Genomic DNA, 18,910 nt, shown 5'->3' with positions numbered 1-18,910 from the left:
TCTATTAAAAAGGGGATAGAAGATGGCACTGACTTGGTCATTAGAAAAATTAGAGCGAGAATTAAATAGCCTATATGAGGAAATTATTGCTTTAGAAGATTTTAAATTATTAAGTGATAATACAGGAAAAATAGCAGCTATGTTTTTAACTAAAGCTGAAACATTTTTTAGGGTTAACTATAGTCGTTCTGGCTATGGATTGGTTTATTCTTATTACTTTCAGCATAAGAATTTTGCTGAAATAAACTTATTACAATGTCCAGAATTTGAAGAACGTGAACAATATATAAAATGGTTTGTGAATCATATTAGGTTAGGTCGCGAAAACATAAATTTACCTAGCTGAATTTTACATCCTTAGGGAGGTTTTCTTTTGTGCTATAGTCCATTCTAATTAAAAGCTGGTAAATTTTATGACACTCTGTGTTGGCGGTGAATTAGATGGTCAAGAAATTGAAAAAGATGTGAAGATATTTAAAGCTTCAGAAATTGACCCAAGCTACACATCAACAACTTATTACCTTCAAATCTATAATCGCGACAATGTGTTTTATAAGTTTTGGCATCCTCACGGCGTTGATCTTCACGATCTAACAAACAAAGTATTAGAGATTCTTCGCGCATCTAAAAGTTAGTTTTATCGTTTGCCGGACGTATTACGGCGCAAAATGGCCCCGCTAAATATCGATTATTGGCGGGGCTTTTTACTTTTAAGTATTTAAAAGTAACAATTAAATATTCGATAAATTATATCGCATAATGCAATTGGCGGATGAAGAACTGTTTTGATAACATTGATTTAATTTAAATATTTGGATTTTATTTATGTCTAACAAGTTAATTAGATACTTTGAAGCAATTGTTTTTGATGATTTAACTGAAGTTACTTATAAGTTCGATCAAATTTCATATTTTGAAATTGATAAAAATAGACATATTACTGATCCCATCATAATTGAATATCATGATTGTATTTTCCACATTTACCCTTTAAGAGCTCTCAACACACAAGAGAGGGAGGTTTTAGAAAAGGAATGGAGAAGTTACTGTCCTGCGTAATTATTTAGCCACCTTCGGGTGGTTTTTTATTGGATTGAATTTATGAAAAATGAAATCGGCTTTCATGTTCCTGTACATCCAATGCCTCCAGAATGGATTTTCGAAATGGGTACGCCAAACTTTGCACCTGCACCAGAAATGTGGGAATGGATAGGCAAAGTATTTCTAGATCCAAAATCAAAATTATTTAACGTTGACCACATGCATTTACGGTCATTTCGATATCCCAATATTGCTGTGATGTGGGCTAGATCTGGCTTTAAAAAGCAAGGGCGTCAGGTCATTGGTACAACTGAAAAAGTCATGATCAATGCTGGTGGCTGGAAGAAAGAACGACAAGAAGAACAATTCATCCAATAGTTTGAATATCTACCTGAATATTTAATTACGTTTGACGCTTCTTATTCAATGATTGCGAACGATGTGGACTTTTGTGCATTGGTAGAACATGAGCTTTACCACATTGCACACAAGAAAGACCAGTACGGAACACCAGCTTATAACAGAGAAACTGGTATGCCTAAGTTAGCTATTCAGGGACATGATGTTGAAGAGTTTGTGGGCGTTGTTCGTCGATATGGAGCAACAGAGGATGTTAAACGAATGGTGGAAGCAGCTAATAAAAGACCTCAGTTGTCACGTGCTGATGTTCATTACGCTTGTGGCACTTGTAATTTGAAGGTGGTTTAAATTTTTTTGCCACTCTACTTGGACGTACTTGGACGGATAGAGAGAAATGGCAAGGCTAAATAAACGGGTAAAACTCTATATAGTACGGTCACTTGCTACCTATGAGACACCCACAGAAACAGCGAAGGGCGTCCAAGAAGAATTTGGTATCGAAGTTACTAAGCAGCAGTGTGAAGCCTACGACCCGACAAAGAAGACAGGGCAGGACCTAAGCGAAGAATTTAAAACTGAGTTTTACCGCATTCGTAGAGAGATGAATCAAAATCTCGAATCTATTCCTATCGCTAATATTGCCTACCGCTTAAGACGCTTACAGCGATTCATTGACCTTGAGCAATTCAAGGAGAACCCCGTCATCGTTCCAAGCTTATTGGAGCAGGCAGCTAAAGAGGTCGGCGGGCTTTATACCAATCGCAAGGAAATAACAGGGGCTGGCGGTGGGCCAGTTAAAACAGAAAATACTGATAAGCCACCAGAGGCCAAGCCAGTTTTTACACCAGACCAATTAAAAGATTTAACCCCTCAAGAGTTATCCCGTTTAGCAATTAATGGAAAGCTATGACATACGCATTAGATGAAATAGCCCCTTTAATTAAAGAGTGGACTATTAACGTACGCTTGCCTGAAGTAATGACTGAGATGACACGGCGTTATTACTACAAGGCAGCCATTGAGCAAAACGAACTTAGTATTCAGGCAGAGTTATATAAGTGCCGCACAGAACCAGCACATTGGTTTAACAATTGGATCTGGACATATGATCCGCGCGGTATGTCATTTGGATTACCCGCAAATATTCCCTTTGTGTTGCGACCTAAGCAAGTCGAGCTTGTCGATTGGTTGATTGAGCGCGAGAGCACACAAACACATGGCTTGATTGAAAAGTCTCGTGACGAAGGGATGAGCTACGTTGTACTTGGATTTTTCTTGCATCGTTGGTTATTCGTTGAGGGTTTTGCTGGTGGTGTGGGTAGCCGTAAGGAAGAGCTTGTAGATAAGAAGGGCGACCCTAAAACCCTATTCCACAAATTCCGCGATATGTTCAGCAAAATGCCCAATTGGTTAAAACCTAAGGGCTTTGTCGAGAAAGTTCATGATAACTATATGCGCATCATCAACCCGGATAACGGCGCAACCATTACTGGTGAAGCTGGCGACAATATCGGCCGTGGTGGTCGTACTACGATGTACTTTTTGGATGAATGGGCCTTCGTTGAACGGCAAGAAGCTGTAGATGCAGCAATTTCCCAAAACACGAACGTTCATATCAAAGGATCCACACCGAACGGTATTGGCGACCGATTCCACCAAGATCGATTCAGCGGCCGTTACTCCGTCTTTACTATGCCTTGGCGAGCTAATCCAGATAAGAACTGGACAGTTACCTATAACGGCAAAGTTATTTACCCGTGGTATGAAAAGCAGCTTGCAACACTGGACGATGTCGTTTTAGCGCAAGAGGTCGATATTAACTATGCCGCTTCTGTAGAGGGTGTATTGATTCCTAGTGCTTGGGTACAAGCTGCTGTAGATGCGCACGTTACGCTCAAAATTGAGCCTACTGGTGATCGTATTGGCGGCTTAGACGTTGCTGATGAGGGACGAGATAAAAACTCACTGGCTGGTCGTCATGGCATCGTTTTGGAGTATATCCAGTCATGGTCTGGTAAAGGGGATGATATTTTCTATACCACTCAAAAGAGCATGGATATTTGCCTTGAGCGTAAATACTTAACCATGTTCTATGACGCAGATGGACTAGGCGCTGGTGTCCGTGGTGATGCTAGAGTTATCAACGAGCAGCAACGAGAAAAAGGCTGGGACGAGGTAAATGTAGAACCGTTCCGAGGTTCTGGGGCTGTTCATGATCCTGAAGGTGAAATAGTAGAGAAGCGTTTAAACAAAGACTTCTTCGCCAATTTGAAAGCCCAGTCTTGGTGGTGGTTGCGCCTTCTTTTCCAAAACACATATCGCGCCTTAAATGGTATGGAGTATGACCCTGACATGCTTATTTCCATATCTAGTGATATCGAAGAAAAAGAGCGTACTAAGCTCATCATGGAGCTATCACAGCCAACTTATACAAAAAACGCCGTTGGTAAAATTCTTGTAAATAAGCAGCCAGATGGAACTGTGTCACCTAACAGCGCCGACTCTGTCATGATCTGCTTTAACCTTACCACTTCAGATATCAACATCTGGAATAAGCTGTAAAGAGTCTATCTATGGGATTATTAAAATATACTGCTGATAGTTTTCAAAACTTTGCAGCACGCCTAGGCTTGGGCGCGGGAAGCCAACATGACCAGTCAACATATGGTTTCGATTTTTTAAGTCGTGACCGGGTAAAACTGGAAGCAATGTATCGATCATCTTGGGTAGTCGGTCAAGTTGTTGATGTGGTCGCTGAGGATATGACGCGTGAAGGCGTAAATATACGCGGCCTAGAAGATCCAAGCGATGCTATTAAAATCAATTCTGTTATGGACCAATTAGAAATTTGGGACAGATTGAGCGATACGATCAAATGGGGCCGCTTATATGGCGGTGCTATTGCAGTCATGCTTATAGATGGTCAGAACGTTGGTACGCCGTTAAATATCGACACTATCGGCAAGGGCCAGTTTAAGGGCTTGTTGGTTCTGGATCGATGGCTTGTTACACCAACTCTTACTGATTTAGTCACCGATTTTGGCGTTGATTTTGGCAAACCTAAATACTATGACGTGGTTGCCGATTCCTTTGGCTTAAGTGGTATGCGTATTCACCATAGCCGTGTTATCCGTCTCGATGGTGTGAACTTACCTTATTGGCAACGTATCTCTGAGAACCTTTGGGGCATCTCAGTAATTGAACGTTTATTTGATCGTCTTACTGCATTTGATAGTACCTCTATGGGTGTGGCCCAATTAGTCTATAAGGCCCATTTAAGGACCTATAAGGTAAAAGGGCTTAGATCAATCATTGCTGCTGGCGGTAAAGCATTTGAAGCACTGGTAAAACAGATTGAACATATTCGCTTATGGCAGTCCAATGAAGGTATGACACTCATGGATGCTGAGGATGAATTTGAGACACATCAATACTCTTTCTCAGGATTAGATGCTGTTTTACTTCAATTTGGGCAGCAGCTCTCAGGTGCTTCTCAAATCCCGTTAGTCCGCTTATTTGGTCAGTCGCCAGCAGGTTTAAATGCCACAGGTGAATCTGATCTTTCCAACTATTACGACAACATCAACCAGCAGCAAGAGCGCCGTTTACGCACACCACTCCATAAGCTGATTAGAATCATTTCGTTATCAACTTTAGGTAGGGATGTACCAGAAGGGTTTGAGTTCGATTTTAAATCTCTATGGCAGATCGATGATTCTACTAAAGCAGAAATTGCGGATAAGGTTACTAGTGCGGTGTGTAAGGCGGAGGAACAAGGTTTAATTTCTCGTCAAACTGCAATGAAAGAGCTTCGTCAAAGCAGTGAAACTACTGGTATTTATTCAAATATCAGTGATGATGAAATTAATGATGCTAAGGATGAAGATCCGCCGCCACCAGGTGAGGTAGACGATGAAGAGCCAAATAACTCGAATAACACCGAACCTGGCGAGAAAGACCGAGATACGGTACAGCCAGCAGCTTAGAAAAATTGCTGGCTATGTCGATACCATTGTTAAGGGTTTCGATGTAAATGACCCGCGAAAATACCCTTTGATGGTTGCTTCATTAAATGATTATGCCAATACCCTCCACCATTGGGCACAAAATGCAGCAGGGAGAATCATTACCGATGTTGCACTACGTGATGAGAAAACTTGGCTCATCTATGCAAATGATCTTTCACGAGGAGTTAGAGAGCAGATCCGCAATACTGATACCGGTGCCATATATCAACAACTCTTAAATGATCAAGTGCGACTTATTAAGTCTTTGCCACTTGATGCTGCTCAACGCATACATGACCTATCCACACGATCGCTAATTGAGGGCAACCGTTCAAGTGAGATAGCTGGATTGATCATGGCCACGGGGCGTGTGACTCGATCCAGAGCTAATACAATTGCACGTACTGAGGTTAGCCGAGCATCTTGTGTATTCACTCAAGCCAGAGCCGAGAATCTAGGTTCTGAGGGATATATCTGGCGCACAAGTGAGGATGGTGATGTACGGCCAAGCCATAAGGTGATGAATGGCAAATTTGTTGCTTGGGATAGTCCGCCAAGTTTGGACAACTTAAAAGGACATGCTGGTTGTTTACCTAATTGCAGATGTTATGCTGAACCAGTAATCCCAGATGATTAATTAGATAAATCTAAGGTATGTTAGTGGCTTATAATAATTGAGATTTTTGAATGCAGATATCAAAAGAAACGTTAGACTTAATAACATTTGTCGCGGGAATTTTCACAATTGTAGCTGCTATAGCTACTCTTTTTGCTTTATTTATTGCTTGGAGAATGTGGAAAACCTGGAAAATTCAGCAAACATATGCGTTGCATCGTGAAAAATTAATTGATAATGAAAACAACATTATTGCTCTTTATCATTATCAAGGTAATGTAATGAAGCAAATGATTGAGATGGCTCAAATAGAGTTTATTCGAGATTTGACTGAAGAAGAAATAGAAAGATACACAAATATATTAATTAGAATTTACGATAAGCAAGTTGAATTTGAAGATAAATATGGCTTTTGCTTATTCACTTTAGAGCGGTATGGTATTAAATATCCTTCATCTTTGAGATTTGACATTGTTGGTTTCAAGAAACTTACTAATGATTGGATAGAAAAGGTTAGAAAATGTCAGAGCAATGAAGAACTCAACACTGTAATTTTAAAGTATTACACTGAAAGTGGTAATGAAAGAGACACTCTTTTAAAGAGATTGTCAGAATTTAGACACGATTCATTGAAATGATTAGAAACTTTATTAAACCACTCTTTAAGAGTGGTTTTTTAATAACTACAAAAAGGTGATCCATGTTTAAAAACAAAAAGACGAAAGATCAAAAAACGGTTGATCGGTCGAATATTTACACATCTGGGCAAATTGGCCGTACCCGTGAAATTACACCAGAAGGCTATTTACTTTGCCGTGATGTCCGCTTGGCCAGAACTGGAATTTTGATTTATGGAGATGGTGAGGTGCCAGTAAAACCAGACAACACGGGCTTGATTCAGGTTTACCGTGGAGATGATGTTTTATTTGCGCCAACAACCATAGCTAGTACAGAAGGTAAACCAGTAGTTGACGATCATCCAGACGATTGGGTTACACCTAAAAATTGGCAGAAGTTATCAAAAGGATCTGGCCACAACGTTCACCAGGGCGAGGGTGAAGACGCAGAGTATTTAATGGGCGATTTGTTAATTATGGATGAGTCGGCCATAGAAGCTGTGCAAAAAGGAAAAGTAGAAATTTCCCTAGGTTACGATGCTGAATATACACAGATCAGTCCGGGCAAAGGGGTACAGAGCAATATTGTAGTTAACCATATTGCATTAGTTGATAAAGGGCGATGCGGTTCACGCTGCTCGATTGGAGATAGTTTTATGCCGACCAAGGTCAAAAAGAAGAAACTCAGCTTTGCTGACCGTATTCGTAATTTGGTGAAAACAGGTGATGCAGACGAAGCAGAAAAAATTGCTAAAGCTGTGGAAGACGAAGAGCTCGAAATTCCTACAGAGGATGAGGAGAACGACGACGAAGAAGGTAAAACTGGTGATGCTATTAACCTTCAAATTCTTAAAAAGCTAAATACGATGGATGCTCGATTAGACGCTTTGGAAAAGAAAAAAACCAAAGATTCGGAAAAAGAAGAAACCGAAGACGATGACACGGATGAAGAGGAAGAGACCGAAACTAAGGATGACGTTTTAGAAGCTGAAGAAGCTGCAAAGTTATCTGATAAAGGTGTGCAGACCTATACAGGCGACTCTCTTCAAGAAATTCGTTCTCGTGCTGAAATTCTTGTACCAGGTATTAGTCTGCCGACCATGGATGCAAAAGCAGCGGATGTCGGCAAGGTTGCTTTAGGTGTTAAACGATCGGCACTTAAGCAAGCTTATCAGGATCCAAATGTTAAGCAGACTATTGATCTCTTCACCAGTGGTAAATCTGATTTTGATGCAATGCCACAAGCCACTATCGATGCAGCTTTTACTGGAGCAGCAGAGTTAATCAAATCGCAAAACAATGCCAAGGGATTCCGTTCAGGTGTTTCTACAAAAGACTTTGGCCGTCAACCTTTAACCATCGACCAGATCAATGAGCGTAACCGCGCTTACTGGAATAAAAAATAAGGATTACTAAATTATGGGTAATGCATATCTATATCGTATGCCTTCTGGCATTCCTGGTGATGTATCTCGAAAATCACATTCAACCATTGAATCACATCCGATCGGCTCTCAATTCGCCGCATTCGGTTTGTTTGGAAAAATCGATACAGCTACGGGTAAATTTGTCACATTAGTTGCTGCTGATACCGTAGATAAAATCTATGGCCTTTTAGTTCGCGCTTATCCAACTCAAACAGCACAAAATGAATTGGGTAAAGCTGTACCGTTGGCAACGGGTATTACTGATGTTATGCGCCGTGGTTACATGACTGTTAAATGTAATGCAGGCACAGCGGCAAAAGGTGGAGTTGTTTACGTCCGTGTAGGGGCAGGCACTGAGGCGAAACCAGCGGGTGGTATTGAAGCAGTGGCAGATGGTGCAAATACAATTGTAGTTCCTAGTGCAATGTTTATGCATGCCGCAGATGCTCAAGGCAATGTAGAAATTTCATACAACATCTAAAAACACAATTTGAAGGCACGGCTCGCTATATGCGGGTTTTTTTGTGTCTGGAGAAAATACAATATGAGAAAATTATTCATAGCTACAAACATGGCAGCAGCTGTAGCAATGGGAACAGCAGCAACGCCAGTTCGTGCGCGTACACGTGACCAGATGATGACCTTTGACTCGCAGACTAAAGATAGCACGGGTGCTTTTTTAGTAGGTGAGCTGGAGCGTTTAGATCAAACGATTCATGATCCATTAGCAGATGTCACTTGGTCACGCGATATTGATTTGCGTTCTGATGTGTCAATTGCCGATGAAACCTCGTCATTTTCCAATAGTGCTTTTGCAGCTGCTGGCGGTCCTTCCTCTGGTGGTAAAGCTTGGGTAGGTAAAGATGCGGATGCTATTCAAGGTATTGCTTTGGATATCGGGAAAACTGCACAGCCCTTAACACTCTGGGCTATGCAGATTGGCTGGACAATTCCAGAGCTAGAATCAGCAATTAAAGTTGGTCGCCCCATAGATACCCAAAAATACTCAGGTCTCTTGTTAAAGCACAACATGGACGTGGACGAGCAAGTTTATATCGGTGATAGCATGCTTGGAGTTGAAGGCTTGCTTAACTCATCAAAAGTAGGTGCTACTAACGTAGGCACTTCTTGGGCAACCGCAACCGTGCAAGAAATCTTAGATGATGTAAACCTCATCTTGAACAATGCTTGGATTGCATCCGCATTTGCTGTAGTGCCAGATAAGTTGTTATTACCACCTGTTCAATTTGGTTACCTTGTTTCTCGTATTGTTTCTGAAGCGGGGAATATCTCTATTCTTGAGTACTTAAAGGTCAACTCTCTTTGTAATGCCAAAAATGGCCGTCCTTTGGATATTCAGCCTTCTAAATGGTGTGTGGGCCGTGGTGCTGGCGGTACTGACCGTATGCTTGCTTATACACAAGCACAACATCGTGTTCGTTTCCCAATGGTGCCTTTGCAACGTACCCCAATTGAATATCGCGATTTACGTCAATTGACTACCTATTTTGGTCGTCTTGGTGTTGTTGAATGGGTTTACCCAGAAACAGCGTATTACGGCGATGGGCTATAAGGATTTACACAATGAGTAAGAAAGCACAAATTCTCCTTCCAAAACAATTGACCGTTAATCTGGGTAAAGATGAAAACGGTAATCCACGAACTCTAAAGCTAGAAGCTGGTTTGCAAGAGGTTGATCAAGAAATTGCTGAGCATTGGTTTGTAAAAGCCCACTCTCAGGAAATTCCTTCAAATTCTGCATATACAAATGAGCTCGAAGGCTTAATCAAGGAAAAGGATGATGCTATTGCAGCGATGCAAATCCAGCTTGATAAGGCAACAGACCAAATCAATACACATGCTGGTGAGATCAAGGAAAAGGATAAACAGATTAATGATCTGCAAATTCTTTTGGCTAAAGCTCAACAACCAGAGTCAACACCAGACGACAAAGTAAAAGAACCTGCAGCTAAGGCTAAGTAACCATGTTGGATGAATCAACCTTTCGGCAGAACATGCCGGAGTTTGCGGATACTGGTCGGTATCCGTCTAGCCAATTCAATTTTTATTTGAAATTGGGAAAAAAGCTCTTGCCTGAAGATCGTTGGGTTGATTTCTACGATGAAGGCTTGACCTTTTTTGTTGCTCACTACTTGGCTTTATTTGCCCGTAACGCTGCATTAGCTTCAGTTGGAGCGGCTGGCAAGGTTGTAGGGAATGAAACTGCTAAGGCTGTAGATGGTGTATCTAAATCAATGGATGTTTCGGGGATTCTCTATCCTGATGCAGGTTATTGGAACCAGACTAGTTACGGCATTCAATTCTTCATGTTGATAAGGATAGTGGGCGCTGGAGGTATTCAGCTATGAGCAGCGGTGTTAAATCATCTGGCAAGGGGCTAGCGGATATCTTTCAAGCTTTCACTGAATTGTCGCAAATGGATGTGTTAGTTGGCATTCCTCACGGTGAAGCCAGAACTGATGGTGATGGCCTCACTAATGCTCAAATTGGCTACCTTCAGGAAAATGGCTCACCAGCCATGAATATTCCTGAACGGCCTTTCCTTGTGCCAGGTGTTGAGGAAGTGCAAGAAAAGGTAGGCGATAAACTGGTTAAAGCCGTTGATGCTGGTTTAGCCGGCAATAGTCAAAGAATGATTATGTTGCTTGAATCTGCTGGAATGATTGCAATGAATTCGGTTCGCGCATATTTCGTCAATGGTGAATTTGCCCCCTTATCTCTAGCCACTATCCGTGCTCGATCACGGCGTGGACGTAAAGGCGCTAAGAAGTATCTTAAGCAGCTTGAATCGGGATCTGCTGAGTCTGGTCTTGTTCGGCCGTTGATCGATACAGGTGAGCTCAGAAAGTCGGTAACTTACATCATTATGAAAAAGGACAAGGAGATTAAACGTGCCTCAACTTGATGTCTCAGATGTTCTCTTAGATCCTGACTTTATGTACACGGGCATTATTTGCAAGCGTACAGAAGTCATCGTAGGAAATAATGGACGGCCGCAAGAGACGACCATCTCAACACCATTTAATGGCGTAGTTACAACTAACAACGGTATCAAGATGGACCGCCGTGCAGATGGCACCTTGATTAAGGGTGCAATCAACATTCACACGCAATTTGCTTTAATTGCCGGTGATAAAAACACCAAAGCTGATGAGATTGTATGGAAGGGTAAGACCTACATTGTTTCTCAAGTGCTGGACAATTTGCACTACGGGCAAGGTTTCATAAAAGCAATTTGCGAGCTCAAGCCGCTGGGGTAAATCATGGGTGACTCTGCTTCTGGGGGATATATCACCCCTAGTGGCGGATCTGCTTATGACCAAGCACTTGAGGACATCTTTCAAGCTTTCATTGTCGGGATTACTACTTTACCTGGTGCAATGGTACGTCCACGCTTCCAGAAGGATCCGCCGCCATTTCCTGAAATTGGTGAGGATTGGTGTGCCTTCGCTGTTAAGTCAATAATTCCCGATGATGGGCCTTACTTCGACCAGAAAGACGAATCAATGGATTCGATTCGACATGAAGAATTGACGCTATTTTTATCGTTCTATGGTGACCACGGCCAGTCGATCGCAAACGTCCTTAAGGATGGTCTAGCAATTCCGCAAAACATTGCGCAGCTCAAAGCGCAAAAAATCAAATTTATCAAGGTTGGTGAGATCATCACCGCGCCTGACTTTCTCAATAATCAGTATGTACATCGATATGACCTAACCGCGGTATTCAAGCGGAAAACATTCCGCACGTTTGCTGTTAAGTCATTTGTAGATGCTGGACCTATAGAATTTCCTAGGAGTAATCCATGACATTGTCCACCTCTGATGTTGTTAATGTCTCCATTAGTTTGGCGGCTTTAGCAGCAGGGCCGCGTAGCTTTGGCTCTTTGCTTGTATTGGGGGCTACCGATGGCGTAGTAGATCCAGTTGAGCGTTTACGTGAATATTCAGATCCAACGCCAGTATCATTAGATTTTGGCACTGATGCGCCAGAATACAAAGCTGCTCAAAAATACTTTGGGCAAGTGCCAAAACCTCGAGTTTTATACATTGGCCGTTGGGTTAAATCGGCTAGTTCAGCAGTTTTAAAAGGTGCTGTGTTATCTACAGCTCAGCGAGATATTGCGAACTTTACTGCTATTTCTGATGGTTCGATGAAAATCACCATTGATGGTGTTGAAAAAATTGTCACTGCATTAAATCTATCAGCTGTGACTAATTTAAATGGTGTGGCTTCGGCATTAACCACAAAGCTCGGTACCGCTTCTGTAACGTGGAATGATGTATATAACCGCTTTGAAATTACATCATTAACAACTGGTACCACTTCAACCATTTCATATGCGATAGCAAATGCAACTGGCACTGATGTTTCTTCTCTAATGGGCTTAACAGTTGGTCATGCTTCGGTACCAGTCAATGGTTATGCATCTGAACCTTTGATGGATGCAATTACACATTTGGCGGATAAATCCCTTAAATGGTATGGATTAGATATCGCTGAGCCAATTTCGGACGCTGATGTTGAGGCAGTGGGAGATTTTATTCTTGCTGCAAATCCACCTCGTATATATGGCCAGACAATCACGAACGCTTTGGCTTTGGATAGTACCAGCACAACTGATCTGGCATATAAGCTCAGCAAAGCGAACAATGGCCGAGTATTCACGATCTTTTCAGGTGATACCCCTCATGCAGCCGCTTCGGTGTTTGGACGAGCATTTAGCGTCAACTTTAATGGCACAAACACAACCATTACATTGAAGTTTAAACAGCTACCGGGTGTAGAAGCTGAAGACTTACAAGTCTCTCAAGCAAAAGCTTTAAACGCTAAAAACTGTAATGTCTTTGCTGGATACAACAACGACACAGCCATTTTGCAAGAAGGCGTTATGTGTGATGGCTCATTCATTGATGAGCGTCATGGTCTTGATTGGTTGCAAAACCATTTAGAAACGGCACTGTGGAATCTTTTTTACACCACACCAACTAAAGTTCCGCAGCTGGAGAGTGGCGTAAATCGCCAATGTACGGTGCTTGAACGAGCATTAGAACAAGCTGTAACTAATGGTCTTATTGGTCCTGGTCAATGGAATGGTGATTCTTTTGGGGCTCTAGAAACTGGTGACTACCTTCCAAAAGGATATTACGTGTTTGCCAATAGTCTGGATGATCAAGCTCAATCAGAGCGTGAGGCTCGTAAATCTCCAGTTTTCCAGATCGCAATCAAATTGGCTGGTGCAACACATTTCTCTGATGTGCTTGTCTCAGTAAATCGCTAACAAGGACAAGAAAATATGTCTACATATTCATTTATGGATACTCAATGCACGCTCGCCAGTGATGATGGGGTAATTGACCTAGGTTATGGTGCTGGCGTGGCAGATGAAGGTATTACCATTGCTATGGCTGCTGATGCTAACCAAATGACTATTGGCGCAGACGGTGAAGGGATGCATTCATTAAGTGCTAATAAGTCTGGTACTGTGACTGTACGATTATTAAAAACATCTCCGGTTAATGCCAAGCTATCCAATCTTTACCACATCCAGCGTTCAAGCACTAAGAAGTGGGGTAAGAACACAATCACATTGAACCATACCGGATCTGGTGACAACGCTACCGCCACAAAATGTGCTTTTAAGAAACATGCGGATTTAGCTTATAAGTCAGTCGGTGACTTTAATGAGTGGGCTTTTGATGCAATCAAGATTGACCAGAAGTTAGGAGCTTATGACTAATGCAAATTGGTAATCATAATTACGAAATTGGCCGATTGGATGCTTTTGATCAATTTCACGTATCTCGCAAAATTGCACCAATTGTTCCTACGATTGTTCCTTTCATGACTGAAATTCTGAAAAGCAACATTATGGACCTATTGGATAAATTCGGTGATGATCCAGATAACCCAGATCTAAGCGCTTTAGAAGATTTTGACCTAAATAGTTTTGGCGCGGCAATTCAGCCTTTTATCGATGCATTTGCAGAGATGCCTGAAGAAGATGCTAACTACGTTATGAAAAAGTGCTTATCAGTCGTTACACGCGATGGTGCAAGATTAGTAGTTAAAGATGCATTGATGTTTGACGACTTGGGTATCGAGCACATCCTTCCGCTAACAATTGCAGCGATTCGTATTAACTTGGGAAATTTTATTCAAGGGCTGCTTACGAAGGCATTGAGCAAGAAACAGCCCACATAAAATTTAAGCATTTACCAGACCACGAGGACTGGCTTTTACGGCCTGTGATTCGTGGTCTTTGTCGTTTTGAGTCCTTAAAAGATGGAACAGTAGATCTGGCCGATATTGCATTGATGAATGATGCATTAGATGTGCAGGCAGATAACCAGCTTTTACTCGAGCAATATAACGAACAGAAAAAAAGTTGAGATAGACATGAGTGATACAGTTATTCGTGATTTCTTAGTGTCCTTAGGTTTTTCTACAGATAACGAAGGCGCTAGAAAAATGGGTGATGCCCTTAAAGGGGTAGAGCTCAAAGCTAAATTACTGCATAAAACATTATTGCTTCTTGCAACCGGTGCCGTTGTTGCTGTAGCTAAGACAGCTAGTGAATTAGATAAGCTGTATTACTCATCTCAACGTATAGGCGCATCTGCTTCAAACATCCGTGCGTATGGTGATGCTATTTCTCAAATGGGTGGTAATGCTCAAAATGCTTTACAGTCGCTTGAGAATGTAGCGCAGAAGATGCGTAATTCACCTGGTTATGAAGGCATGCTTACAGGAATGGGCGTTGCTACCCGTGACGGTAATGGCCAGTTACGTGATCGTGTGGAGGTCATGAAAGACCTTTCTAAAACAATGAAAGGTATGGATTACTACCAAGCCAATGCTTATGCAAGTTCTTTGGGTATTGATGAAAATACTCTTATGGCCATGCGTGATGATAAGTTCATTAGCAACATGGAGAAGTACCAGAAGTTACGGCAAGACGTTGGTTTAACTGATGACCTAACTAAATCTGGTACAGAGTTCATGGTCCAGTTCCGTGACATTACGATGACGACTAAGGCAATTACTGAAGTTGTTGTAATGACCGCAGGGCAAGCACTAATTCCGATTCTTAAGATGATCAACAATTTCTTACGAAGCGCTATTGCTTGGTTCGCTGAACTAGATCCAAGGTTTAAAGCAATTCTGGCCACGGGTCTAAAGTTTGCTTTACTCGCGATTATCTTTGGTGGCTTTATTGGCACGATCGCTAAATTAGCCTCAGTGTTACCAATGCTTAAAGGCCTTTTATTCCTGATCAAGTCTTTACGTTTAGCCTTCTTAGCATCACCAATAGGTATTGTCTTGGCTTTAGCTGCTGCAATTGCTGCTTTGTGGGATGACTACCAAACTTGGAAAAATGGTGGTGAAAGCCTTATCGATTGGTCTAAGTGGGAAGGCGGCATAGAGACCGCTATTAAACGTATTAAAGAATTAGCCGAGCTAATCAAAAACCTAAAAGATAAAACTGTAGAGTTTGTTACTAAGGCAATTGATGATCCAGCAGTTACCGCGAAAGAGACAGCCGAGGCAGCTACTCAAGCTGCTAAAACGGGTGCAGCAGTAGTTGCGAATGTAGCTAAGTCAACCGTAAGTACTATTAAGAAAAGCGTTTCTAAGAGTTATGGTTTTAGCTTTGGTAAAGATGTTGATCGATACATTCATGAGGCTGCTACAAAGTATGGTCTTGATGAGAGGGTTTTACGTGGCTTCGTTAAAATGGAGGATGGTTGGACTGGGAAAATGTCACCTACTGGAGCAATCGGTACTGGACAGTTTATTCAATCGACTTGGGATGGTTTGGCAAAAACTGCCGAAGGAAAAGAAATTGGTATGACTAAAATTGGCAAACGATTTCGGACTAAAAACGATCCTCGTTATGACAAGCATATTAATACTTTAGCAACAGGTCTTTTGGCTAAACAGAATGCAGATATTCTTACTAAAAATGGATTGGCAGTTACGGGGGAGAATCTTTATCTACTCCATAATATTGGACCGGGAATTATTCCCGCATTAAAGGGTTCTAATAAGGTGTCTGCTAAAACTCTTGAAGCAATAAGAGTAAATACGCCTATTAAAGGTCAAACTCCTGTACAGTTTGTTCAATATCAAAAAGGCCGGTTTAACAAGCATTTTAACTCAGCAAATGTTGGTGAAAAGATCATTAATAATGGTGAGACTAAGATTAATAATTTTGGTCCACCTAATGGCAATCCAGACAAAGCACAAGTTAATAATTCTTCAAATATGTCTGCTAAATCAGTAGTAATATATCAAAGCTATAAAACAGATATGGTAATCAATGGAGCAAGAGAGCCAATAGAATCTGCTAACGCTGTAAAAAAACAGCAAGAAAATACGATGATTCTAATGGCTCGCAACACTAAGAGTTTAATTGGTTAATTGGCATCAATATCTATTTTTAGCTGTTTTGCACGATCATTATTTAACTGGACGATACAGTTCGCATGTGCGTTTCTTTCCCCGTGATAGAAGCTATATGTTGTGCAATAGCTGTCACGGTAAAGTAACCATGCTTTTTGTGATTTATTCAAATCATTTATGACATTAGGATTGTAAGTTAACTGTTCCTTGGAAATTTCTTTTAATTTTTTAAGATTAGAAGTAACTTTTGCATATGATTCATCTTCATAACATTTCGCTACATCAGTAGGGTCATTAAAGTAAATCTCACAGTTTGCTAGAACGCTCATACTCATCGTTGAAGTGAATATTAGCGAAAGTAGTTTATTCATTGATTTAGTCCAAGATAGATAGGTGAGCGGATTGAACTTATTGGTTAAACAATTCTTTTAAGAATGCAATGCGTTGTTTATAAAGAATAGATTGGCAAGTTAAATCATATTCAACTGTTGCTGGGCTTCCTTGAGTGTCTGCAACAACAAAATCACCGCATTGTTTTTCTTTAAAGCTTAACCATTGTTTTTGAGCACTATCTAACTCTTCTTTTGCTGAAGTTATCTCATACGCTTTTTTATAGGTTGCATTGAGTTGGGTTTTTAATGCTTTAACTTCTTGATTTAAGCATTTCTGTGCTTCAAATGATGTTTTAGTCTTTGAGCAATCGGCAAAAACACTAATACTAAATAATGAAGTTAATGTTATTAAAAGTAATCTTTTCATGGATATAATCAGTTTTTAAAAGTTAATTAATCTTAAATAAGAAACGGATTATTTTCCATGAAAACTATTATTTGTTTAATATGTTCTATTTTAATTTCAGCCTCAGCAATCGCACATGAAAACCCGGATCGTATCGGAAAGTGCTTTGTAGTAGATGGGAAGAATATTTCTAAAGGTTGCATCGTCTCCTCTGGGGGAGGTGCTGGTGGAATGTACACAGTTCTTTCAATTGGAGACAAGGAATACTTAATTGAAGAATCAACCATGAATCCTGATAGTGAAGAACGATCGATAGCTATGGGTGGCGACTCCGATGAATTATTGGAAGCTAAAGAGTACTACCGGGACAAGAAAACGAAGAAAGAGCTTAAAGCTTACAAAGAAGATGCTTGGCTTTGCTATAAGCAACTAAATGGTAAGATGGATGCTTGCTATAGAACGCGTTAAAATCAAGAAGTTATTTAAAAAAGGTATGATATTTATGAAAATTCAAAAACTTGAAATTGTAAATATTGGGGGGATTGAAAAATTAACATTAGATAATTTTGACCCTCAAATGAATATAATATGTGGACCTAATGGAATTGGAAAAACAACTATTATTGATTCTATTGCCCATATTTTTGTTGAGTCATCGAGTACATTTTTAAAGCGAAATGTAAATGCTGATTCAGGAGAGATAAAATATAAAATCGAAATTGATGAAGAAAATATTTATGAAAATTTATTTAAAGTTGATGTATATAAACCACATGAATCTACATATTTACAAGGACTTATGCGACAAGCAAAAAAGTTTCTTTTTTTAAAGACAAATAGAGAATTTACTTATACTTACTTATCTCATCTTGGCAAAGGTGAGGAGATAAATGATCGACAGGCATCTCACAAATCTATTTCAGGTATTGATAGTCAGGAAACTAAAAATTGGTTTATATTTCAAAATCTTAGATCATACAAACCTGATGAGTTAACACCTGAGGAAATTCATAATTATAAATTAGCAACAGATTGTTTTTCTTTTCTAAATAAAAAATATACTTTTCATGCAGTTGATTCCAAAAGTATGGAGATTTTAATAAATACTCCAAATGGAATAATTATTTATGAGTATTTATCCTCTGGTTTTAAATCTATTATTTGCATAATTTGGGGGATTATTAAAGAGTTAGAATACAGGTTTAAAGAGTTACCAATAAATGCAAGTGAATTTGATGGAATAATTGTTATAGATGAAATTGAATTACACCTTCATCCGGAGTGGCAGGGTGAAATTTGTAAGGTTTTAAAAAAATCCTTCCCTAATGCCCAGTTTATTCTAACAACACATAGCCCTCATGTAATTCAAACTGCATTAAAAGGTGAAGTTATTGCTCTAGAAAGAGATGGAAATGATGTTAAACAAAGAGACTTAGTTGATCAAGAATTTGGTTATTTAGGGTGGACTATCGAAGAAATTTTAGAAGATATTATGGGGATGCCCGATTTAAGGACAAAAAAATATAATGATGTAAAAAAAAGATTTGATAATGCCTTAGATAAAAAGGATAAAGAAAAAGCATTAGAAGCATATAAAGAGTTAGATAAACTTTTACATCCCAATTACCCGCTACGTCCTGTTTTTAAGATTCAGTTAGATAGTCTTGGAGAGTAATC

At 40.2% G+C, this 18,910-nt stretch carries 25 protein-coding genes and 1 pseudogene; 24 read left to right on the top strand and 2 right to left on the bottom strand.

Annotated elements, in window-relative coordinates; genetic code table 11:
• Positions 1 to 22: 22 nt before the first annotated feature.
• The 22 genes and pseudogenes from ACS125_RS15285 (at position 23) to ACS125_RS15180 (ending at position 16,513) form a co-directional block, all read left to right on the top strand.
• Positions 23 to 346 (top strand): hypothetical protein, encoded by a 324-nt coding sequence (locus ACS125_RS15285; RefSeq protein ID WP_443273102.1) that lies wholly within the window; start codon positions 23 to 25, stop codon positions 344 to 346.
• Between the two features lie 67 nt (positions 347 to 413).
• Positions 414 to 635 carry a hypothetical protein gene (locus ACS125_RS15280; protein ID WP_443273100.1) on the top strand — a complete coding sequence of 74 codons (222 nt, stop codon included), beginning with the start codon at positions 414 to 416 and terminating at the stop codon, positions 633 to 635.
• Positions 636 to 825: 190 nt separating this feature from the next.
• Positions 826 to 1,059, top strand: coding sequence for a hypothetical protein (locus tag ACS125_RS15275; protein WP_443273098.1), 234 nt, complete (start codon positions 826 to 828; stop codon positions 1,057 to 1,059).
• A 42-nt stretch (positions 1,060 to 1,101) separates the two neighbouring features.
• A pseudogene (locus ACS125_RS15270) lies at positions 1,102 to 1,749 on the top strand (putative metallopeptidase).
• A 46-nt stretch (positions 1,750 to 1,795) separates the two neighbouring features.
• On the top strand, positions 1,796 to 2,311 hold the full coding sequence (locus ACS125_RS15265; RefSeq protein WP_443273096.1) for a DUF2280 domain-containing protein: 516 nt from the start codon (positions 1,796 to 1,798) through the stop codon (positions 2,309 to 2,311).
• Positions 2,308 to 3,963: a terminase gene (locus ACS125_RS15260; protein ID WP_443273094.1), complete on the top strand. Its 1,656-nt coding sequence runs from the start codon at positions 2,308 to 2,310 to the stop codon at positions 3,961 to 3,963. The genes ACS125_RS15265 and ACS125_RS15260 overlap by 4 nt, the downstream gene beginning before the upstream one ends.
• A gap of 11 nt (positions 3,964 to 3,974) precedes the next feature.
• Positions 3,975 to 5,387 carry a DUF1073 domain-containing protein gene (locus ACS125_RS15255; protein WP_443273092.1) on the top strand — a complete coding sequence of 471 codons (1,413 nt, stop codon included), beginning with the start codon at positions 3,975 to 3,977 and terminating at the stop codon, positions 5,385 to 5,387.
• A 70-nt stretch (positions 5,388 to 5,457) separates the two neighbouring features.
• Positions 5,458 to 6,045 carry a phage head morphogenesis protein gene (locus ACS125_RS15250; RefSeq protein ID WP_443274001.1) on the top strand — a complete coding sequence of 196 codons (588 nt, stop codon included), beginning with the start codon at positions 5,458 to 5,460 and terminating at the stop codon, positions 6,043 to 6,045.
• A 50-nt stretch (positions 6,046 to 6,095) separates the two neighbouring features.
• On the top strand, positions 6,096 to 6,662 hold the full coding sequence (locus ACS125_RS15245; protein ID WP_443273090.1) for a hypothetical protein: 567 nt from the start codon (positions 6,096 to 6,098) through the stop codon (positions 6,660 to 6,662).
• Between the two features lie 62 nt (positions 6,663 to 6,724).
• Positions 6,725 to 8,047, top strand: coding sequence for a DUF2213 domain-containing protein (locus ACS125_RS15240; RefSeq protein ID WP_443273088.1), 1,323 nt, complete (start codon positions 6,725 to 6,727; stop codon positions 8,045 to 8,047).
• Between the two features lie 13 nt (positions 8,048 to 8,060).
• Positions 8,061 to 8,549, top strand: coding sequence for a structural cement protein Gp24 (locus ACS125_RS15235; protein ID WP_443273086.1), 489 nt, complete (start codon positions 8,061 to 8,063; stop codon positions 8,547 to 8,549).
• A gap of 63 nt (positions 8,550 to 8,612) precedes the next feature.
• Positions 8,613 to 9,641 carry a DUF2184 domain-containing protein gene (locus ACS125_RS15230; protein WP_443273084.1) on the top strand — a complete coding sequence of 343 codons (1,029 nt, stop codon included), beginning with the start codon at positions 8,613 to 8,615 and terminating at the stop codon, positions 9,639 to 9,641.
• An 11-nt stretch (positions 9,642 to 9,652) separates the two neighbouring features.
• Entirely contained in the window at positions 9,653 to 10,051 is a 399-nt protein-coding gene (locus ACS125_RS15225) for an STY1053 family phage-associated protein (protein WP_443273082.1), read from the top strand.
• A 2-nt stretch (positions 10,052 to 10,053) separates the two neighbouring features.
• Positions 10,054 to 10,437, top strand: coding sequence for a DUF4054 domain-containing protein (locus ACS125_RS15220; RefSeq protein ID WP_443273080.1), 384 nt, complete (start codon positions 10,054 to 10,056; stop codon positions 10,435 to 10,437).
• Positions 10,434 to 10,994, top strand: coding sequence for a hypothetical protein (locus tag ACS125_RS15215; RefSeq protein WP_443273078.1), 561 nt, complete (start codon positions 10,434 to 10,436; stop codon positions 10,992 to 10,994). The genes ACS125_RS15220 and ACS125_RS15215 overlap by 4 nt, the downstream gene beginning before the upstream one ends.
• A complete protein-coding gene (locus tag ACS125_RS15210; protein WP_443273076.1) occupies positions 10,981 to 11,349 on the top strand; it encodes a hypothetical protein in 369 nt (122 codons plus the stop codon). Before ACS125_RS15215 ends, ACS125_RS15210 begins: the two co-directional genes overlap by 14 nt.
• Before the next feature lie 3 nt (positions 11,350 to 11,352).
• On the top strand, positions 11,353 to 11,898 hold the full coding sequence (locus ACS125_RS15205) for a phage neck terminator protein (protein ID WP_443273074.1): 546 nt from the start codon (positions 11,353 to 11,355) through the stop codon (positions 11,896 to 11,898).
• Positions 11,895 to 13,370, top strand: coding sequence for a DUF3383 domain-containing protein (locus ACS125_RS15200; protein WP_443273072.1), 1,476 nt, complete (start codon positions 11,895 to 11,897; stop codon positions 13,368 to 13,370). The genes ACS125_RS15205 and ACS125_RS15200 overlap by 4 nt, the downstream gene beginning before the upstream one ends.
• A 15-nt stretch (positions 13,371 to 13,385) precedes the next feature.
• Positions 13,386 to 13,829, top strand: a complete 444-nt coding sequence (locus ACS125_RS15195) for a phage structural protein (RefSeq protein WP_016802833.1) — start codon at positions 13,386 to 13,388, stop codon at positions 13,827 to 13,829.
• On the top strand, positions 13,829 to 14,293 hold the full coding sequence (locus tag ACS125_RS15190; protein WP_443273070.1) for a phage tail assembly chaperone: 465 nt from the start codon (positions 13,829 to 13,831) through the stop codon (positions 14,291 to 14,293). Before ACS125_RS15195 ends, ACS125_RS15190 begins: the two co-directional genes overlap by 1 nt.
• A complete protein-coding gene (locus ACS125_RS15185; RefSeq protein WP_405210344.1) occupies positions 14,290 to 14,481 on the top strand; it encodes a DUF6889 family protein in 192 nt (63 codons plus the stop codon). Before ACS125_RS15190 ends, ACS125_RS15185 begins: the two co-directional genes overlap by 4 nt.
• A gap of 7 nt (positions 14,482 to 14,488) precedes the next feature.
• Positions 14,489 to 16,513 carry a hypothetical protein gene (locus ACS125_RS15180; protein WP_443273068.1) on the top strand — a complete coding sequence of 675 codons (2,025 nt, stop codon included), beginning with the start codon at positions 14,489 to 14,491 and terminating at the stop codon, positions 16,511 to 16,513.
• On the opposite strand, the gene ACS125_RS15175 is transcribed toward ACS125_RS15180, so the two are convergent.
• Both ACS125_RS15175 and ACS125_RS15170 read right to left on the bottom strand, forming a co-directional pair.
• A complete protein-coding gene (locus ACS125_RS15175) occupies positions 16,510 to 16,866 on the bottom strand; it encodes a lysozyme inhibitor LprI family protein (protein ID WP_443273066.1) in 357 nt (118 codons plus the stop codon). The genes ACS125_RS15180 and ACS125_RS15175 overlap by 4 nt on opposite strands.
• A gap of 37 nt (positions 16,867 to 16,903) precedes the next feature.
• Positions 16,904 to 17,254 carry a lysozyme inhibitor LprI family protein gene (locus ACS125_RS15170; RefSeq protein ID WP_443273064.1) on the bottom strand — a complete coding sequence of 117 codons (351 nt, stop codon included), beginning with the start codon at positions 17,252 to 17,254 and terminating at the stop codon, positions 16,904 to 16,906.
• 57 nt (positions 17,255 to 17,311) lie between these two features.
• Between ACS125_RS15170 and ACS125_RS15165 the strand changes: the two genes are divergently transcribed.
• The gene (locus ACS125_RS15165; RefSeq protein WP_443273062.1) at positions 17,312 to 17,701 is read left to right on the top strand and encodes a hypothetical protein; all 390 of its coding nucleotides are present in this window, start codon (positions 17,312 to 17,314) and stop codon (positions 17,699 to 17,701) included.
• Positions 17,679 to 18,908, top strand: coding sequence for an AAA family ATPase (locus ACS125_RS15160; RefSeq protein ID WP_443273060.1), 1,230 nt, complete (start codon positions 17,679 to 17,681; stop codon positions 18,906 to 18,908). The genes ACS125_RS15165 and ACS125_RS15160 overlap by 23 nt, the downstream gene beginning before the upstream one ends.
• Positions 18,909 to 18,910: the final 2 nt, after the last annotated feature.

Source organism: Acinetobacter sp. PFS20, assembly GCF_052261015.1.
Lineage (GTDB): Bacteria > Pseudomonadota > Gammaproteobacteria > Pseudomonadales > Moraxellaceae > Acinetobacter.
The sequence above is the reverse complement of the archived record's forward strand: the minus strand, read 5'-3'. Positions and strand labels throughout refer to the sequence as shown.

Bases quoted from the DNA above. Each gene is read 5' to 3' on its own strand.
- ACS125_RS15285 (WP_443273102.1), top strand. From the start codon at position 23: ATGGCACTGACTTGGTCATTAGAAAAATTAGAGCGAGAATTAAATAGC.
- ACS125_RS15280 (WP_443273100.1), top strand. From the start codon at position 414: ATGACACTCTGTGTTGGCGGTGAATTAGATGGTCAAGAAATTGAAAAA.
- ACS125_RS15275 (WP_443273098.1), top strand. From the start codon at position 826: ATGTCTAACAAGTTAATTAGATACTTTGAAGCAATTGTTTTTGATGAT.
- ACS125_RS15265 (WP_443273096.1), top strand. From the start codon at position 1,796: ATGGCAAGGCTAAATAAACGGGTAAAACTCTATATAGTACGGTCACTT.
- ACS125_RS15260 (WP_443273094.1), top strand. From the start codon at position 2,308: ATGACATACGCATTAGATGAAATAGCCCCTTTAATTAAAGAGTGGACT.
- ACS125_RS15255 (WP_443273092.1), top strand. From the start codon at position 3,975: ATGGGATTATTAAAATATACTGCTGATAGTTTTCAAAACTTTGCAGCA.
- ACS125_RS15250 (WP_443274001.1), top strand. From the start codon at position 5,458: ATGGTTGCTTCATTAAATGATTATGCCAATACCCTCCACCATTGGGCA.
- ACS125_RS15245 (WP_443273090.1), top strand. From the start codon at position 6,096: ATGCAGATATCAAAAGAAACGTTAGACTTAATAACATTTGTCGCGGGA.
- ACS125_RS15240 (WP_443273088.1), top strand. From the start codon at position 6,725: ATGTTTAAAAACAAAAAGACGAAAGATCAAAAAACGGTTGATCGGTCG.
- ACS125_RS15235 (WP_443273086.1), top strand. From the start codon at position 8,061: ATGGGTAATGCATATCTATATCGTATGCCTTCTGGCATTCCTGGTGAT.
- ACS125_RS15230 (WP_443273084.1), top strand. From the start codon at position 8,613: ATGAGAAAATTATTCATAGCTACAAACATGGCAGCAGCTGTAGCAATG.
- ACS125_RS15225 (WP_443273082.1), top strand. From the start codon at position 9,653: ATGAGTAAGAAAGCACAAATTCTCCTTCCAAAACAATTGACCGTTAAT.
- ACS125_RS15220 (WP_443273080.1), top strand. From the start codon at position 10,054: ATGTTGGATGAATCAACCTTTCGGCAGAACATGCCGGAGTTTGCGGAT.
- ACS125_RS15215 (WP_443273078.1), top strand. From the start codon at position 10,434: ATGAGCAGCGGTGTTAAATCATCTGGCAAGGGGCTAGCGGATATCTTT.
- ACS125_RS15205 (WP_443273074.1), top strand. From the start codon at position 11,353: ATGGGTGACTCTGCTTCTGGGGGATATATCACCCCTAGTGGCGGATCT.
- ACS125_RS15200 (WP_443273072.1), top strand. From the start codon at position 11,895: ATGACATTGTCCACCTCTGATGTTGTTAATGTCTCCATTAGTTTGGCG.
- ACS125_RS15195 (WP_016802833.1), top strand. From the start codon at position 13,386: ATGTCTACATATTCATTTATGGATACTCAATGCACGCTCGCCAGTGAT.
- ACS125_RS15190 (WP_443273070.1), top strand. From the start codon at position 13,829: ATGCAAATTGGTAATCATAATTACGAAATTGGCCGATTGGATGCTTTT.
- ACS125_RS15180 (WP_443273068.1), top strand. From the start codon at position 14,489: ATGAGTGATACAGTTATTCGTGATTTCTTAGTGTCCTTAGGTTTTTCT.
- ACS125_RS15175 (WP_443273066.1), bottom strand. From the start codon at position 16,866: ATGAATAAACTACTTTCGCTAATATTCACTTCAACGATGAGTATGAGC.
- ACS125_RS15170 (WP_443273064.1), bottom strand. From the start codon at position 17,254: ATGAAAAGATTACTTTTAATAACATTAACTTCATTATTTAGTATTAGT.
- ACS125_RS15165 (WP_443273062.1), top strand. From the start codon at position 17,312: ATGAAAACTATTATTTGTTTAATATGTTCTATTTTAATTTCAGCCTCA.
- ACS125_RS15160 (WP_443273060.1), top strand. From the start codon at position 17,679: ATGCTTGCTATAGAACGCGTTAAAATCAAGAAGTTATTTAAAAAAGGT.